The sequence below is a fragment of the Stagnimonas sp. FW305-C-60 genome, assembly GCF_058782965.1.
This window is the reverse complement of the sequence record NZ_JBYSYF010000004.1, coordinates 152,911-169,487: the sequence shown is the minus strand read 5'-3', so window position 1 is coordinate 169,487 and position 16,577 is coordinate 152,911. Positions and strand designations below refer to the sequence as shown.

The 16,577-nt window shown below is 66.1% G+C and carries 18 protein-coding genes; 11 read left to right on the top strand and 7 right to left on the bottom strand.

All coding sequences use genetic code 11. From position 1 onward, the window contains the following. Positions 1-4: 4 nt before the first annotated feature. The gene (locus AC3WT6_RS13760) at positions 5-490 is read right to left on the bottom strand and encodes a DUF1249 domain-containing protein (RefSeq protein ID WP_492654173.1); all 486 of its coding nucleotides are present in this window, start codon (positions 488-490) and stop codon (positions 5-7) included. 65 nt (positions 491-555) lie between these two features. On the opposite strand from AC3WT6_RS13760, the gene AC3WT6_RS13755 reads away from it, so the two are divergent. Next, a complete protein-coding gene (locus AC3WT6_RS13755) occupies positions 556-2,187 on the top strand; it encodes an alpha-D-glucose phosphate-specific phosphoglucomutase (RefSeq protein ID WP_492654172.1) in 1,632 nt (543 codons plus the stop codon). A gap of 24 nt (positions 2,188-2,211) precedes the next feature. Here the strand turns inward: AC3WT6_RS13755 and epmA are convergent, their stop codons facing one another. Then, positions 2,212-3,186: an EF-P lysine aminoacylase EpmA gene (epmA, locus tag AC3WT6_RS13750; protein ID WP_492654171.1), complete on the bottom strand. Its 975-nt coding sequence runs from the start codon at positions 3,184-3,186 to the stop codon at positions 2,212-2,214. Positions 3,187-3,298: 112 nt separating this feature from the next. Here epmA and AC3WT6_RS13745 point away from each other — a divergent pair, with 112 nt between their 5' ends. Then, the gene (locus AC3WT6_RS13745; protein ID WP_492654170.1) at positions 3,299-3,745 is read left to right on the top strand and encodes a histone H1-like repetitive region-containing protein; all 447 of its coding nucleotides are present in this window, start codon (positions 3,299-3,301) and stop codon (positions 3,743-3,745) included. Positions 3,746-3,864: 119 nt separating this feature from the next. Further along, a complete protein-coding gene (gene dksA, locus AC3WT6_RS13740) occupies positions 3,865-4,227 on the top strand; it encodes an RNA polymerase-binding protein DksA (RefSeq protein WP_233574949.1) in 363 nt (120 codons plus the stop codon). Between the two features lie 111 nt (positions 4,228-4,338). Here dksA and AC3WT6_RS13735 read toward each other — a convergent pair whose 3' ends face one another. Further along, positions 4,339-4,920, bottom strand: a complete 582-nt coding sequence (locus AC3WT6_RS13735; RefSeq protein ID WP_492654169.1) for a YceI family protein — start codon at positions 4,918-4,920, stop codon at positions 4,339-4,341. Positions 4,921-5,038: 118 nt separating this feature from the next. Here AC3WT6_RS13735 and dusA point away from each other — a divergent pair, with 118 nt between their 5' ends. From dusA to AC3WT6_RS13705, 6 genes are all read left to right on the top strand, one after another. Continuing rightward, entirely contained in the window at positions 5,039-6,040 is a 1,002-nt protein-coding gene (gene dusA / locus AC3WT6_RS13730) for a tRNA dihydrouridine(20/20a) synthase DusA (protein WP_492654168.1), read from the top strand. Positions 6,041-6,097: 57 nt separating this feature from the next. After that, on the top strand, positions 6,098-6,667 hold the full coding sequence (locus AC3WT6_RS13725) for a peptidylprolyl isomerase (protein ID WP_492654167.1): 570 nt from the start codon (positions 6,098-6,100) through the stop codon (positions 6,665-6,667). Continuing rightward, positions 6,657-7,397 (top strand): UDP-2,3-diacylglucosamine diphosphatase, encoded by a 741-nt coding sequence (locus AC3WT6_RS13720; protein WP_492654166.1) that lies wholly within the window; start codon positions 6,657-6,659, stop codon positions 7,395-7,397. The genes AC3WT6_RS13725 and AC3WT6_RS13720 overlap by 11 nt, the downstream gene beginning before the upstream one ends. Further along, complete coding sequence (locus tag AC3WT6_RS13715; protein WP_492654165.1) at positions 7,394-7,690, top strand: hypothetical protein; 297 nt, start codon at positions 7,394-7,396, stop codon at positions 7,688-7,690. The genes AC3WT6_RS13720 and AC3WT6_RS13715 overlap by 4 nt, the downstream gene beginning before the upstream one ends. A 103-nt stretch (positions 7,691-7,793) precedes the next feature. Continuing rightward, positions 7,794-8,105, top strand: a complete 312-nt coding sequence (locus tag AC3WT6_RS13710; protein WP_492654164.1) for an SCP2 sterol-binding domain-containing protein — start codon at positions 7,794-7,796, stop codon at positions 8,103-8,105. Between the two features lie 94 nt (positions 8,106-8,199). Continuing rightward, positions 8,200-8,829: a class I SAM-dependent methyltransferase gene (locus AC3WT6_RS13705; RefSeq protein ID WP_492654163.1), complete on the top strand. Its 630-nt coding sequence runs from the start codon at positions 8,200-8,202 to the stop codon at positions 8,827-8,829. A 15-nt stretch (positions 8,830-8,844) separates the two neighbouring features. On the opposite strand, the gene AC3WT6_RS13700 is transcribed toward AC3WT6_RS13705, so the two are convergent. After that, positions 8,845-11,922 carry an ATP-binding protein gene (locus AC3WT6_RS13700; protein ID WP_492654162.1) on the bottom strand — a complete coding sequence of 1,026 codons (3,078 nt, stop codon included), beginning with the start codon at positions 11,920-11,922 and terminating at the stop codon, positions 8,845-8,847. Positions 11,923-12,035: 113 nt separating this feature from the next. Between AC3WT6_RS13700 and AC3WT6_RS13695 the strand changes: the two genes are divergently transcribed. Then, positions 12,036-12,533, top strand: coding sequence for a SixA phosphatase family protein (locus AC3WT6_RS13695; protein ID WP_492654161.1), 498 nt, complete (start codon positions 12,036-12,038; stop codon positions 12,531-12,533). A 22-nt stretch (positions 12,534-12,555) separates the two neighbouring features. Here the strand turns inward: AC3WT6_RS13695 and AC3WT6_RS13690 are convergent, their stop codons facing one another. Continuing rightward, positions 12,556-13,104: a gamma carbonic anhydrase family protein gene (locus tag AC3WT6_RS13690; RefSeq protein ID WP_492654160.1), complete on the bottom strand. Its 549-nt coding sequence runs from the start codon at positions 13,102-13,104 to the stop codon at positions 12,556-12,558. A 107-nt stretch (positions 13,105-13,211) separates the two neighbouring features. Between AC3WT6_RS13690 and AC3WT6_RS13685 the strand changes: the two genes are divergently transcribed. Then, on the top strand, positions 13,212-13,727 hold the full coding sequence (locus tag AC3WT6_RS13685) for a DUF2937 family protein (protein WP_492654159.1): 516 nt from the start codon (positions 13,212-13,214) through the stop codon (positions 13,725-13,727). A gap of 73 nt (positions 13,728-13,800) precedes the next feature. Here the strand turns inward: AC3WT6_RS13685 and AC3WT6_RS13680 are convergent, their stop codons facing one another. Both AC3WT6_RS13680 and bamA read right to left on the bottom strand, forming a co-directional pair. After that, positions 13,801-14,304 carry an OmpH/Skp family outer membrane protein gene (locus AC3WT6_RS13680; RefSeq protein ID WP_492654158.1) on the bottom strand — a complete coding sequence of 168 codons (504 nt, stop codon included), beginning with the start codon at positions 14,302-14,304 and terminating at the stop codon, positions 13,801-13,803. Positions 14,305-14,366: 62 nt separating this feature from the next. Continuing rightward, positions 14,367-16,577, bottom strand: a complete 2,211-nt coding sequence (gene bamA / locus AC3WT6_RS13675) for an outer membrane protein assembly factor BamA (RefSeq protein ID WP_492654157.1) — start codon at positions 16,575-16,577, stop codon at positions 14,367-14,369.

Genomic DNA, 16,577 nt, shown 5'->3' with positions numbered 1-16,577 from the left:
CGCCTTAGACCAAGCTGAGCGCCACGCTGTGCCGCGGCCGCTCGACATGGGCGAAACCGTGACCGTGATGCAGCAGGTAGTCCAGCCAGCGCGCCAGCATCAGATTGCGACTCCACTGGTCGTTGAGATACAGCTCGGCCTCCGGCGCCCCACCCTCCTGGGCCAACCAAGGCGGGCGCTGCGTGCAATGCAGGGCCTCGGCGACCCGCGCGTCGCGATAAACCTTGATCCAGAAGTCCGGCGCCAGGCGTAGGCCTTCGGCACTGCGGAATTCGTAGGTCAGGCGCAGCTCCACGGTGTAGGGCGATCGCTCGACGGTGATCAGGTGCAGCGGCAGATCGCTGGCGGAATGCGAGACTGCGTGATCGAAAGGCAGCTCCAGTTCAGGCAACAGGCGCTCCAGCAACAGGAAGTTGCGCTCGTAGAGGTCGATGAGATGCGCCAGACGGCGGCGCCCGAGCAGGCTGCTGGTGAGCTTCGTGGTTTGCATGGCCGGACTATAAGATTGCGCTCCCGTCAGCGACAACCAGGCTCTGCAAGCACCGAGCCAAGCCCATGCCCATCCGCGAAATCGCCACCAAGCCCTACCTCGACCAGAAATTCGGCACCGCCGGCCTGCGCAAGAAGGTCGCGGTCTTCCAGCAGCCGCACTACCTGGAAAACCTGTTGCAGTCGGTATTCGACTGCGTGCCGGAACTCAAGGGCCAGACCCTGGTGATCGGCGGCGACGGCCGCTACCACAACCGCGAGGCGATCCAGACCGCGATCGCCATGGCCGCCGCCAATGGCGTCGCCAAAGTCATCGTCGGCCAGGGCGGCATTGTCTCCACGCCTGCCACCTCGCATCTGATCCGGCTCAAGGGCGCGTCCGGTGGCTTCGTGTTCAGCGCCAGCCACAACCCGGCGGGGCCGGATGGCGACTTCGGAGTGAAGTTCAACATCGCCAACGGCGGCCAGGCCGGCGAGACCGTCACCGACGCCATCTACGCCCGCACCAGGGCAGTGAGCCACTACCGCATCGCCGACGGCGGCCGCGTCGATCTCGACCGTCGCGGTAGCAGCCAGCTCGACGGCATGCAGGTGGAGGTGATTGACGGCGTCGCCGACTACGCGGCGCTGATGCAGGAGCTGTTCGACTTTCCGAAGATGCGCGACTGGCTCAAGCGCGGTGGCCGCCTGGTGTTCGACGCCATGCACGCGGTCACCGGCCCCTACGCCCAGCGGATCTTCGTTGACCTGTTAGGCGCGCCGCAGTCCAGCCTGCTCAATGCCACCCCCTTGGCCGACTTCGGCGGCGGCCATCCCGATCCCAACCTGATCTACGCCCGCCATCTGGTCGAGCTCGCCAATGGCGACAATGCACCCGACCTCTTGGCCGCCAGCGATGGCGACGGCGACCGCAACATGATTCTCGGCCGGGGGCAGTTCATCTCGCCCGGCGATTCGCTGGCGATGCTGGCCGCGCACCTGCACCTCCTGCCCGGCTACCGCGAGGGCCTGCGCGGCATCGCCCGCTCGATGCCCACCTGCCGCGCCGCCGACGTGGTCGCCGCCAGCCTGGGCATTCCCTGCTACGAGACGCCGACCGGCTGGAAGTTCTTCTGCAATCTGCTCGACGCCGGCCGCATCACCATCTGCGGCGAGGAGAGCTTCGGCACCGGCTCCAGCCATGTCCGCGAAAAGGACGGCCTCTGGGCGGTGCTGGCCTGGATGAACCTGCTCGCCACCACTGGCTTGTCGGTGCGCGAACTGGCGCAGGCCCACTGGCGCCGCCACGGCCGCCACTATTACTGCCGCCACGACTACGACGAACTGCCCAGCGCCGACGCGCAGGCGGTGATGGCCAGTCTGAAGGGGCAGTTCCCGGAATTGCTCGGCCGTCGTTTCGGCGACTGGCAGGTGAGCCTCGCCGACGAATTCAGCTATGACGATCCCATCGACGGCAGCCATGCCAGCGCCCAGGGCCTGCGGGTAGTGTTCGGCGACGCGGCGCGACTGATCGTGCGGCTCTCCGGCACCGGCACCAAGGGCGCAACCCTGCGCGTGTACTTCGAACGCTACGAAACCGCCGAGAGCGAGCTGGGGCAGGACAACAGCACCGCGCTGGCGCCGCTGGTGGCGATTGCCGAGCAGCTGCTGCGCCTGCAGGAACTGACCGGCCGCAAGGGGCCGGACGTGGTGACCTAAAGCGCAGCGCGTCTGGCGTCTCGCTCAGGCGCGGGCGTCGTCGAAGGCCAGTACCGCGGCCAGCTCCGGCGCCTCCAGCAACAGCATCAGCAGACGGTCCACGCCCAGCGCCACCCCGGCGCAATCGGGCAGACCCTGCCGCAGGGCGGCGATCAGATGCTGGTCGTAGTCGGGCACCGCGCGCGCCTGTGCTCGGCGCCAGGCCTGGTCGCCCTCGAAGCGCCGCTGTTGCTCGTCGGCATCGGCCAGCTCGTGAAAGCCGTTGGCCAGTTCCACACCGCGCCAGAACACTTCGAAGCGCTCGGCCACCTCGCCGCGCACCCGCGCCAGCGCCGCCTGACTGGCCGGAAAATCGTAGAGAAAGCAGGGCTGGTCACCACCCAGCTGCGGGCCGACCACCAGCGACATCCACAGGTCCAACCAGAAGTCCCGATCCGCCAGCTCATTCGGTTCGAGATTGCGCGGCAGACTGTGTCCGCGTTGCTCCAGGCCGGTCTGCAACAGAGCCAGTTCGGCGGTCCAGGGATCAAGTCCGGCATGCCGCAGGAAGGCTTCGCGATAAGCCAGGCGGTCGCAAGGCCGCGACAGCCGCACACCGCAGGCGGCAAGCAGCGCCTCCATCTCGTCCATCAGGCGATGGTGGTCATAGCCTGGTCGATACCATTCCAGCAGGCTGAACTCCGGGTTGTGCCAGCGTCCGGATTCCTCGTGGCGGAACACCTTGCACAGCTGCCAGATCGGACCGCTGCCGGCGCACAGCAGCCGCTTCATCGCGAACTCCGGCGAGGTCTGCAGCCAGCGGCCGTCGTTGCAGCGGAAACTTTCGATGTGACGATCCACGGTGGCATGCCGCGACAGCAGCGGTGTCTCCACTTCCAGCACCTCGCGCTCCGCAAAAAATTGACGGATTCGCTGCAGCAGATCGGCCCGCGCGCGCAGGCTTTTCAGGCTCGCGGAAGGCGGCCAAAGCGGAAGCGATTCATTGCCGGAAGATTTCATTGACGTTGCGCAAAAACGAGTGATATAAGGCTCGCTATCGCTAAAAAAACACCTAGTGTTTTCGAACGATGCGAGGCATCCGAGGCCATTTTGACTTACGAGGGAGACCCTGGTGACAAAGAAGAAAGCCAAACCCGCCGCGAAAAAAGCTCCGGCGAAGAAAGTCGCTGCCAAGAAGCCCGTAGCGAAGAAGGCGCCAGCAAAGAAAGTTGCCGCTAAGAAGCCGGTCGCCAAGAAAGCTCCCGTGAAGAAGGCCGCGGCTAAGAAGCCCGTTGCCAAGAAGCCGGCCGCAAAGAAGCCTGTCGCCAAGAAGGCGGTGGCCAAGAAAGCGCCGATGAAGAAGGCGCCTGCCAAGAAAGCGGCTCCGGTTAAGAAGCCCGTCGCCAAGAAGGCGGCACCGGCCAAGCCGGTCGCCAAGAAAGCGCCGGTGGTGAAGAAGGCTCCGGCCAAGAAGCCAGCCGCGCCGAAGGCCGCTCCGGTGGTTGCCGCCGCTCCGCTGCCGCCGCCGGCCAGCGACAAGAAAGAAGAAGAGGAAAAAAAAAAGCTGGACGTAGCCTGACGCCACCAAAGTCCGTCATCATTGCGCCGAGCGCGAAACCCAAACCCAAACCGGTTCAACTTCCGAGAGGCGCAGTGTTGACGGAGCAGCAGGTCCGGGATATGCCGGACTCTGAGTACATGAACGACGCCCAGCTGGAATTCTTCCGCCAGCGTCTGATTCAAATGAAAGAAGAGGTGCTTCGCCGTGAAGTAGACGCCAAGGAGCGTCTCCACGAACGTGAAGTCTTCGCCGATCCCGCCGACCGCGCCACCGCCGAGGAAGAGCACTGGCTCGACCTGCGTCTGCGCGAGCGCGAATCCATGCTGCTGCGCAAGGTCGATGACGCCCTGCGCCGCATCAAGGAGAAGGAATACGGCTACTGCGAGAAGACCGGCGAACCGATCGGCATTCCGCGCCTGCTGGCCCGCCCCACCGCGACGGTGATCGTCGATGTGAAGGGTCTGCACGAGAAGGTCGAGACGCACTTCCGCGACCGCTGAAGCCTTTAGGCGCCATCTGCGCCACCACAGGCTCGTCGCCTCGGACGCCGCAACAACCGCCGCTGATTCAGCGGCGGTTTTTTTGTCTGCCGCGCTGCCCTCGCTCCCCGGTCAGCGTGGCCCCGGCTTGAGGTCGAGCACCGCTTCGACCTGAATCGCCAACCGCACCTGGGTGCTGCCGTACTGTGCGGCGTAGTCCATGCCGAAATCCCGGCGATCAAACTCCGCGGTGGCGTCGGCGCCGCAGACCTCGCGCCTGAGCAGCGGGTGGATCAGGCAGCGGAAACGCTGGATGCGGAGCTGGACCGGGCGGGTGACCCCCAGCAGCTGCAGCTCGCCGTCCACCGCCACCGGCTGACCGCCTTCAAAGCGCAGAGGACCGCGGTAGCGAATCTCCGGAAAGCGCTCGGCCTGGAAGTAGTGCTCGCCGCGCGCCACCTCATTCATCTTCTCGTGGCCGAAGTCGATGCTGCTGGCGTCGATCCTTACGTCCACCGAGCCCTCCTGGCGTTCGCGATCCAGCTCGATGCGCCCCTGGCTGTGGTTGAACTTTCCACGCCAGACCGAGATGTCCATGTGCGAGGTCTCGAAACTGGGATAGGTGTGGCTGGGATCGATGCTGTAGGTCTGCGATACCGCCTGCGCCACGCCGGCCAGCAAGCACAATCCGACCAGGACAAAAGCTCGTTTCATCGTTGCAGTCTCGCCAGGCAGGAAAACGGCCTCAGCTTACGCCGGCCCGCCCGCTGCAGATGCCCACCTCAGGGCAGCGGCAGGCCCGGAGCCAGGATCGACCATGCGAAAATGCCGCATGAGTTCGTCGCCACACTTGTTCTGCACCGCCCCGCTGATGGACTGGAGCGACCGCCATTGCCGCTATTTCTGGCGCGGCCTGAGCCGCCATGCGCGGCTCTACACCGAAATGGTCACCACCGGCGCGCTGCTCTACGGCGATGTCGCCCGCCACCTGCGCTACGAAGCCAGTGAGCATCCGCTGGCCCTGCAACTGGGCGGCAGCGAGGCCGATGCCCTCGCCCGCTGCGCGACACTGGGCGAGCAATGGGGCTATGACGAGATCAACCTCAACTGCGGCTGCCCCTCCGACCGGGTGCAGGAGGGCCGCTTCGGCGCCTGCCTGATGAAGGAGCCGGATACCGTCGCCGCGGCAGTCGCCGCCATGCGCCGCGCAACGCGCCTGCCGGTGACGGTCAAGCACCGGATCGGCGTCGACGACTGCGAGGACTACCCCTTTCTGCGTCACTTCGTGAGCACGGTCGCCGCCGCCGGCTGCGAGACCTTCATCGTCCACGCCCGCAAGGCCTGGCTGAAGGGCTTGTCGCCGAAGGAGAACCGCGAGATTCCGCCGCTCACCTACGAGCACGTGCACCGGCTCAAGCAGGAATTTCCGCAGCTACGCATCGTCATCAATGGCGGCCTGAAGACGCTAGACGACTGCCAGCAGCAGCTCACGCAACTGGATGGCGTGATGCTGGGCCGCGAGCCCTACGAGAACCCCTGGATGCTGGCGGCGGTGGACCCGACGCTATTCGGCAGCCCGGCACCGGTAGACAGCCGCGAGCAAGCGCTGCGGCGCCTGCAGCCCTACATCGAGCGCGAACGCACCGAACAGGGCACGCCGCTGGCTGCCATCACCCGCCATGTGCTGGGCCTGTACCGCGGCCAGCCGGGTGGTCGCGCCTTCCGCCGGGTGTTGTCGGAGCGCGGCCACCGCGCTGGCGCCGGCTGGGAAGTGGTGGAAGCGGCCCTGACGGCAGTCCGTGGCGAGCAACAGCGCCTGTCCGACGCCGCCTAGATGCCTTGCCGCTAGAATTCCGCACCTTGCAACGTTGTCCCCACCGTCGAGATCGCCATGCGCCTCAAGACATTGCTGCTTTCCACCCTGCTCGGACTGTCCATGACCGCCACTGCTGAAGCCAAGCCCACCACCGTTCTGCTCAAGACCAGCCAGGGCGACATCACCCTCGAACTGAACGCCGAAAAGGCCCCGAAGACCGTCGCCAACTTCGTCGCCTACGTGAAGGCCGGCCACTACGACGGCACCGTGTTCCACCGCGTCATCAAGGGCTTCATGATCCAGGGCGGCGGCTACACCGGCCCCAACTTCGCCGAGAAGGACACCCGCGAGTCGATCGCCAACGAGTCCAAGAACGGCCTCTCCAACCTGCGTGGCACCATCGCCATGGCGCGCACCAGCGCGCCGCACTCGGCCAGCGCGCAGTTCTTCATCAACCACGGCGACAACGACTTCCTGAATGCCGGCGCCCGTGGCGAATGGGGCTACGCAGTGTTCGGCAAGGTGGTGAATGGCATGGACGTGGTCGACAAGATCGCCAACATCCCCACCGGCCGCACGCCGCCGTTCGGTCAGGACGTGCCGACCACCACCGTCACCATTGAAAAAGCCAGCGTTGTCGACTGATCTGCTGCTGGCCGACCTGCACCTGCCGCCGCGCAACGGCGGCGGTACGCAGGAGCCACTCAGCGCCGCGTTCCGCCACTTTTGCGAGGGCCCGGCGCGTAGCGCCCAGCGGGTGTTCATCCTCGGCGACCTGTTCGAGGTCTGGGTCGGCGATGACGCCGGTCTGGTCGAGCATGCCGAGGACATTGCCGCACTCCGGCGTCTGGTCGACTCGGGCGTCGAGGTTTACTTCCAGCACGGCAACCGCGACTTCATCGTCGGCCCGGCGTTCGCGCGTGCCACCGGACTGCGCCTGCTGCCCGATCTGGCGGTGTTCGAGATTGCTGGCCAACCCTGCCTGTTGGCGCATGGCGATCTGTTCTGCACCGACGATGCCGCCTATCAGCGCTGGCGGCGCTTCTCGCGCAACCCCATGGCGCAATGGCTATACAACCGGCTGCCGCTGTCCCGGCGCCAGCGCATCGCCGGCGGCCTGCGTGACGACAGCCACAAGCAGCGCAAGCCGGAGGCGATCATGGACGTCAATGAGACCGCGATCCGCGAGGCCTTCATCCAGCACCGCGTACCGCGCTTGATCCACGGCCACACCCACCGCCCTGCCGATCACCACTACCAGATCGAGGATCGGCACTGCGAGCGCATCGTGCTCGCCGACTGGCGACCGGAGCGCATGGAGTGGCTGCGCGCCGATGCCAGTGGCTTGCATCGCGAAACCTTCGCCACGCCATGAGCGAAGCCTGGCCCGGTTTCAAGCAGCTCGACGAGGCCGCGGCACGGCCCAAGGGTGAGGCCTTCCGCGCCTTCCGCCGCCTGGAGCGGCAGTGGCGGCAGGGTCAGGACTACCGGCTGCTGCAAGCGGACGTGGATGCCGCCGAGATCGCGGAATTGAAACGTTCCGGCCGTGTTTATCGCAGCAGCGCCAATGTCGTGCTGCTGGCACCAACGCGGGCTGCGGAACTGCTCGCGATACTACGAAGTGCAACAAATACAGATGGCGGCGCCGGCGCGCAGGCGCAGCAGTAAGAGCCATTTCCGGCACTCAACTATTCATCCGCCGAATGGTTGCCACCCGTTGTCACAGCGACTTACCATCCCCGCTCCAAACCATCCTTTCTGGAGAGACACAATGTCCGCCGCCGTCGAACTCATCAACAAAATGCCTGCTGCCTTCACTGGCGACGGCCAGGATTGCATCATCCAGTTCAACATCTCCAAGCCGATGTACGTGACCATCGCCGGCGGCGCCTGCACCGCCTCCGAAGGCACCGCTGCAAACGCCGACCTCGGCATCACGATGGAAGACGACGATCTGGTCGCGCTGATGAAGGGCGAGCTCAACGGCATGACCGCGTTCATGACCGGCAAGCTGCAGATCGACGGCGACCTGATGCTGGCCCAGCGCCTGGGTTCGTTCTTTGACCCCGCCAAGCTCGGTTGATCCTGCCGCCACTGCGGTGGCGGAAGCGAAAGCCCTGAACTTCAAAGTTCGGGGCTTTTTGTTTGAGCTTAGGGACATCGACGGACGCCTGTGCTTGCGGGCACCGCATCTGGCCGGCTACGGGGCAATCAGCGCTGACTGGGGCAGCGAGGATGTCCGCCGTCGTATCAAGGGCGGCAAGAAGCAGCTGCTGGCAAAGGCCGTGGGCCTGCACAAGCACCCCAATCCGCATGTACTCGACGGCACCGCCGGCCTGGGCCGCGACGGCTATACGTTGGCCGCGCTGGGCGCGACCGTGACCCTGGTCGAGCGCAGCCACGCGCTGGTGCGCCTACTGCGCGATGCGCAGACGCGCGCCCTGGCCGACGAGGCGCTGCGCGCTGCCGCCGACCGGATCACCGTGATCGAGGCCAGCACCCACGCACTGCTCGCCAGCTCCGCCCACGAGGGCGTGGCCTGGGATGTGGTGTATCTGGACCCGATGTATCCGGAAGACGGCAAGAGCGCGCTGCCCTCGAAGGAGATGCAGGTACTGCGCGACCTCACCGGCGGCGACGCCGACGCCGACAGCCTGCTCGATCTCGCCCTCGCCTGCGCCCGTCAGCGGGTGGTGATCAAGCGCCCGGCCAAGGCGCCCTGGCTCGCCGGCCGCAAGCCCAGCCTGGAATTGAAGGGCACCCAGGCGCGCTTCGACATCTACCTGCCGCCAGCCCCCAAACCCTGAAGGCGGGACGCTCGGCTAAGCACGCTTCACCCGCAGCCAGCGCGCGACGGTGCGCAGCAGCACCTCGGGATCGATGGGCTTGGGAATGTGATCGTTCATGCCCGCCGCCAGGCAGCTCTCGCGGTCGCCGCTCATGGCGTTGGCGGTCATCGCCAGCACCGGCAGATCGTGGAACTGCGGCTGCTCGCGGATGCGCCGGGTAGCGGTGTAGCCGTCCATCACCGGCATCTGCAAATCCATCAGCACCGCGTCGAACTGCCCCAGCGCCAGTTGCGCCAGCGCCTCGCGGCCGTTGCCGGCGGTGCCCACCAGCGCTCCCGCCTGGCGCAGCATCTCGCTGGCCACTTCGAGATTGATGACGTTGTCGTCCACCACCAGCAGCCGCGCGCCCTTCAGGGCGGTCTTGCTGTCCACCGGCTCCTGCGGCGGGCTGCGCCAGTCCGGGTCGGCGCGCTGCAACTGCAGGGCAAAGGAGAAGCAGCTGCCCTTGCCCGGCACGCTCTCGGCCCCGAGTTCGCCGCCCATCAGGTTGACCAGCTCCTTGCTGATGGTCAGCCCCAGCCCGGTGCCACCAAAACGGCGGGTGGTCGAGCTATCCGCCTGAGTGAAGGCCTTGAACAAGCGCGCCATCTGCGCCGGCTGGATGCCGATGCCGGTGTCGTGCACCGCGAAGCTCAGGCGGACACCGCCGGCGTCCTGGCTCAGCAGTTCCACCACGATCCGCACCTCGCCGGTCTCGGTGAACTTGATGGCATTGCTGATCAGGTTGAGCAGCACCTGGCCCAGACGCAGGGGATCGCCGACCAGATCGCGCGGCAGATCGGCCGGTCGCTCCATGGTCAGGCGCAGGCCCTTGCTGGAGGCTCGCTCGGCCATCAGGCCCTCGACCCTCTCCAGCACGTTCCAGAGGTCGAAGGGGATGTGCTCCAGGCTCATCCTCCCGGCCTCGATCTTGGAGAAGTCGAGAATGTCGTTGAGCAGACCAAGCAGGCTCTGGGCGGCGTCTTCCACCTTGCTCAGTTGCTCGCGCACCCGGGGCTCGGCGGTCTGGCCGTGAGCGAGATGGGTGAGGCCGATGATGGCGTTCATCGGGGTGCGGATCTCGTGACTCATGTTGGCCAGGAAGCGGCTCTTGGCCTCGTTGGCGGCGTCGGCCTCGCGGCGCGCCTGCTCCAGCGCCAGTTCCAGCTGCTTCTGGTCGGTGACATCGATCCAGTAGCCATTGAGCAGCGCACCGCCCTCCTCCTGAAAAATGTTGGCGGAGGAGCGCAGCCAACGCAGTTGATCGCCAAAGCCGACCCGGAACACATGGGTGTGCTCGGTACCGTTGAGCACGGCGTCGCTGATCGAGGCCATCAGCGCCGAATAGTCCTCGGGGTAGACGCGGTCCAGCACGGTCTCGAAATTGGCCAGCGCCTGCTCGCGCGGCACCCCGAACACTTTCTCGACACCGGCGCTGACGAAGCGCAGCGACATCGGCTTCCGCTGCGGTCGGAAGATCTGGTAGACCGCGCCGGGCATGGAATTGGTGATGTCGCGCAGCAGGCGCTCGGCCTGGCGCAGCGCCTCGGTGCGCGCCTCCACCCGCTGCTCCAGCTGGTGGTTGAGCGTCTCCAGCTGGCTTTGCGCACGCTCGCGGCGGAAAGCCAGGCCCAGCTGCTGCGCCACACCCTCCAGCAATTGCTGGTGACTGGCTTCCAGCGGCGCCTCGGCGTCGAGCGCGAACATCCAGACGCCGCCGACAGTGACGCCGTCGGAATGAATCGGCGCGAACAGCCCGCGCTCGGTTTCGCGGAACGGCTCGGAAACACAGCGGTGGTTGTCGAGGTCGACCCGCGCGCAAACCTGCTCCACCTGTGCCCAGGCTTCCGGCAGCAGCAAGGTCACCCGCCGCAGCATCTCGGCGAAGTCGACATCGACCCAGCCCAGGAGGTCGGCGACCCGGTACAGCACGTGCTGTTCGCGTATGCGGTCGGCAAGGTCGCGCTGGCGGGCGGCGACGCTGCTGTCGCGGGCACGCAGGTCTTCGATCAGGCGACCGATGCTGAGCACCAGGCTGCCCAGTTCGTCGTCACCCCGGTAGTTCACCGCCGGCGGCGCCCCGCCCTGCCCGACCCTGTGCACCGCCAGCGAGAGCTCCTGCAAGGGTCGCGTGTAGCGGCGGGCAATGCGGTAGAGCGCGGCGCTGGCGGCCAGCACCGCGAGCAGTACCAGGCCAGCCAGCAGGGCCTGGCGCGCGCGGGTACGGTTGGCGACCTCGCGCTGGCTGCGGGCATGAAACAAGTACCAGCCGGTGGGCGCTACCGAGGCCGCGCCGACGAAAGCGGCGCCCAGTCCGGGCCAGTCGGCGTCGGCTTCCGCGGCGCTGCCCAGGCGCAGCTGCTCGGCGATCAGTCTGGCGCCAGCGCTGCCGGCCGGCGCGAAATCGGTGTAAGGGCGCCCCAGCCGGCTTGGCTGGCGGGCATACAGGATGCGTCCGGCGGCATCCAGCAGCAGCCAGTCGCCACCGAGGGCCGACTCCGGGTCGCTCAGCAGCTGCGGCAAATCATCCAGCCGCAACTCGGCGCGCACCGCACCGGCAAACCTGCCGTCCTGATAGAACGGCACCGCGTAGGCCAGCATCCAGACCGGAGTCCCCAGCGGGGCAGCCAGGTAGGGTGGCGTCCACAGCGGCTTGCCGGCGGCGGCGACCAGCTCGAACCATTCCGCACTGGCGGGCTCCGGCGCCCCGGCCGTGGCCTTGCCCTGGCGTCGGCGATACAGACCGTGACCATCGGCGTAACGCAACCCTAGCCCCTGCAAGGCACTGGCGGGCGTCAGCAGGCCATCAAGCCAGTGCGCCAACTCCGCCTCGGGCAAGGCATGGCCCAGGCCGGCGAGTTGCGCGCTGTGCTCGGCATCGGCCGCCGCCAGGCGCAGCGCCAGTGACAGTTCGCCGGCCCGGCGCCCGGCTTCCAGACGCACCTCGCCACGCTCGACCCGGCGCTCGCTCTCGAGCAGGTTGAGCAGGGTCACCAGGCCCAGCAGCCCCAATACCAGCGCGGTGGGCAGGATGGCACCAAGGACGATTTTCTGGTGTAGGTTGAGTCGCATGTCCCGGGCGGTCTTCGCCACGTCATTCACTGCCAGCACCAGAGTCGCTGGCCTCGCGGCAAGATGCCATATTCGCCATCAAATCGTTACATAACTCGCCTAGCGTTGAAGCCATGCGACTGTTGACCCTGATCCGCCACGCCAAATCGTCCTGGGACTACCCCGGCCTGACCGACTTCGAGCGCCCGCTCAACGACCGCGGACGCCGCGACGCGCCGCGCATGGCCCAACGGCTGGGGCGCAGCTGCAAGCCGCCGTTGTTGCTGCTGAGCAGCCCCGCCACCCGGGCGGTGACCACCGCGCGCCTGTTCGCCGAGACCCTGGCGGTGGACTTTGCCTCACTGCAGATCGAGCCGCGCATCTACGAAGCCAGCCGCAAGGCCTTGCTGGAAGTGATCGCCGACCTGCCCGACCGCCACCACCAGGTGCTGCTGTTCGGGCACAACCCCGGTCTGAGCGAGCTGGCGCACACCCTGGCCGATTGTCCGTTTGACGATATGCCGACCTGCGGAGTGGTGCAGTTGCAGCTCGACATCAGCCACTGGGCCAAGGTCGGCCCGGGCAGCGGCAAACTCCTGCACTACTGGTTCCCGAAAGACGGGATGGACTAGCAGCAGCGCGCACGCTGGAACCTCAACCCGCCGGCAGCGCCCGCAAACCCCGCGCGAAACGTCGTCCGTTCTGCACATAGTGCTGGGCGGAGAGGGTGATGTAGGCAATCTCCTGAGGCTGAAGCTCGCGTACCACCTTGCCAGGGCTACCGAGTATCAGCACGCCGTCGGGAAAGCGCTTGCCCTCGGTGATGACCGTGCCGGCGCCGACTATGCTGTTGCGGCCGATCACCGCGCGGTTGAGCACCACACTCTGGATGCCGATCACGCAGTTATCGCCGATGCTGCAGCCATGCAGCATCACCTGATGGCCGATGGTGCAGTCGCGGCCGATGCTCAGCGGCACGCCGAGGTCGGTATGCAGCACCGAGCCATCCTGAACATTGCTGTTTTCGCCGATGGTGATCGGCTCGGAGTCGCCACGCAGGGTGGCACCAAACCAAACGCTGCTGCCGGCGTGCAGCACCACCCGCCCGATCACGGCGGCGTTGTCGGCGATGTAATGGCCCTCGCCCAGGAGCTGCGGGCGGTGGTCGTCGAGGGCGTAGAGCATGGGGGTGGTCGGAGGCAAGGGGGTGCGCAGAAAACCACATCCGCGCCCGACAAGGAAGTGGGGATCGATCTTTCCGCCGCCGCCCCGCCGGCTACACTGGCCAGCGTCCAGACCAGGAAGACTCCATGCACGGCCTCACCCAGCTGATTGCCGGACTGTTGGATCGCATGCTCGCGGTGGTACTGGCCATCACCGTCGCGCAGGCGCCGCTCTACTACGCCCAGTACACCCAGGTGCTGGCCGGCGTGCGGCTGGAAGCCGAGGCGCGCTATCTGGAGCTGCAAAAGGAAGCGCAGCAGCTGCACATGAGCGTCGAGGCCTTCGTCACCCGCCACGAGGCGAGCCGCGATCCGGCCTTCCAGGCCTCGGGCCGCATCCATCGCAACACCCTGAACCGCTACCGCCAGTTCGATACCGCCTGGCGGGATCTGAGTTCCGCCAGCCCTGCGCAGAAACCCGAGCGCCTCTGGCGCCACTACGACCACCGCATACACCAGGCGGTGCAGTTCCAGCCCGGCCTGCCCTTGAACACCGAGGGTCTGGTCTGGGGCGGTATCGGTCTGCTACTGGCCTGGCTGCTGGCGGCGCTGGCGCGCTGGCTGCTGCTGCCGCAGCGGACCAGCAGGCGCGCGCTGAGCTAGCCCCAGACGCACGGCCTTGCGGCCATAAAAAAGCCCGGCCGCCTGCGCGCCGGGCTTTTTCTGCAGGCCTGGCTTACTTGCCGGCGCTGGCGTTCAGGCGCTTCAGCACGTCGGCGGTGACATCAACCGCCGGGCTGGCGAACACCGGGTCCTGGATGATCAGATCGGCGCCCTTTTCCTTGGCGACCTGGGCGATCACGTCCTTGATCTTGGCCATCATGTCCTGGGTCAGTTCGCGATCGCGGTTCTGCAGGTCTTCCTGGAACTTGCGCTGGGCGAAGTTAAGGTCGACCTGGCGGGCATTGAGGTCTTTCTCCTTCTTGGCGCGCTGGTCGGCCGACATGGTGTCGGCATCGCGCTGATAGTTCTTGACGTCCTCGCCAAAGGCCTTGCCCTGGGATTCGATGTCGGCGCGGCGCTTCTCGAACTCCGCCTTCATCTTCGATTCGGCGGCCTTGAACTGCACGGAGTCGCGCACCACGTCGGCGGAACGCACGACCAGGATCTTGGTTTCCGCCTGGGCGGCGGTGGCGGCGGCAAACAGGGCGAGGGCAACGAGGGCGGTACGGGTACGCATAAGAGATTCTCTGTGATCGATTGCGGTGGTTGAGACGACAGGGGCCGGCCGTGAACTGAGCCTTAGAAGCCGGAGCCGAAGGTGATCTGGAAGCGATCCACTTCGTCCTGCGGTTTGGCGTTGAGCGGGAACGAGTAGGACAGCTGCAACAGGCCCAGAAAGGGCGTGAAGTAGGACACCGCCAGACCCACCGACTGACGCAGTTCGTTGATCTCGAACTGACCCGGCTCGGCGAAGATGTTACCGACATCGTAGAACAAGGACACGCGGCTGCTCTTGCCGTCGGAATCCAGCGGCGTCGGGATGATCAGCTCGGTCTGAGCGGTGGTGCGCAGCTTGCCACCGTAGGGGTTGTTGAACGGCGTGTCGCGCGGCCCCAGGGTGCCGTCCTTGTAACCGCGCACGGTGCGCGGGCCGCCGGCGAAGTAGTTCTCGTACGGCGGCACCGTGCTGCTGTCGCCATAGGTATCGACGTAGCCGACCGTGCCGTCGAACTCGACGAAGAACTTGTAGAACAGCGGGATGTACTGCTGGTGCTGGTAGAACAGGTTGAAGAACTCGACCCCGCTGCCCGGCACGGTCACGTCGATGTTGAAGCGGTTGAGGGCACCGCGACTGGCGAAGAAGGTGCGGTTGCGGGTGTCGCGGGTGATGCCGGTACGCAGGGAGTAGTCGGTGAAGTCCGAGCCGTTCTCGCGCACGAAGCGCAGCACCTCGTCGGCGGAATAGGCCGGGAAAGTCTCGATGGCGGTCTGCGCCACGCCGCCGCCGACGCGCAGGGCGACGAACTCCGACAGCGGGATGCCATAGGTGAGATCGGCGCCCAGGGTGTTGGAGTTGAAGCCGGAGCTGTAACGGATCACCGACTCCGCCTTGCGGTAGTAGGTGGAGATGGTCTGGCTGACGCCGTCTTCGGTGAAGTAGGGGTTGGTCCAGCTGAAATTGAGCTGCCGCGAGTACTGCGAGTTGTCGATCGACACCTCGACGCGGTTGCCGGTACCCAGGAAGTTGGTGTGGGTGAGACTGGCATTGACCAGGAAGCCCTGGGCGCCGGAGTAACCGACACCGAACTGCACCGAACCCGGCGCGCGCTCCTTGATCTTGAAATTGACGTCCACCAGGTCGTCTGAGCCCGGCACCGGTTTGGTATCGACCTCGGCCTCCTCGATGAACGGCAGACGGGTCAGGCGCACACGCGAGCGTTCCACCGAGGACTTGGAGAACGGCGAGGCTTCCAGCTGGCGCATTTCGCGGCGCAGGGTCTCGTCGTTGGTGTCGCCGTGACCGCTGAAGTTGATGCGGCGTACGTAGGCGCGCTTGCCCGGCTCGATCAGGTAATTGAGGCTGACCTGCTTCTTCTCTTCGTCCACCTCCGGCAGCGGCGTGACCTTGGCGAAGGCGTAGCCGACGTCGGACAGCGCCGCCTCGATGCGGTTGGCCGACTCGGTGGCCTCCTTGCGCGAGAAGGTGTCGCCCGGCTTGGTCGACAGCAGGCGGAACAGGAACTCTTCGTTGAGGATGGTCTCGCCGCTGAAGCGGCGGTCCTTCACCGAGTACTTCTCACCCTCTTCGATGTTGACGGTGATGAAGATGTCCTTCTTCTCCGGCGACAGCGCCACCTGCACGGAGGAGACATTGAACTTCAGGTAACCGCGGTCCTGGTAGTAGGACTGCAAGGTTTCCAGATCGCCGCCCAGTGATTGCTTGGAATAGCGGTCGGACTTCTGGAACGGCACCCAGTTGGTCGGCTTGAGCTGCAACTGGTCCTTGAGCTCCTGCACCGGGAAGGCGGTGGCGCCGAGGATGTTGATGTCCTTGATCTTGGTGACCTTGCCCTCGGTGACCTTGATCTTGATGTCGACGCGGTTGTTGGCGAGGTCGGTGACCGTGGTGTCGATGCCGACGTCGTAATAGCCGTTGGCGTAGTACTGGCGACGCAGCTCCTGCTCCACCTGGTCGAGCAGCGCGCGCTTGTAGGTTTCGCCATTGGCGAGGCCCAGGTCGGCCAGCGATTTCTTCAGCTCGTCGCCACCGATCTTCTCGTTGCCCTCGATCTCGAACTTGACGATCTGGGGCCGCTCCTCGACCCGGATCACCAAGGCATTGCCGTCGCGCAGCAGCTGCACGTCCTGGAACAGGCCGGAGGCGTACAGCGCCCGGATCGCCTGCCGCGAGGTGATGTCGTTGATCTCGTCGCCGGTGGTCAGCGGCAGGTAGGTGAGGATCGTGCCCTCATCCAGACGCTGCAGACCCTCGGCGCGAATCTCGCGCAC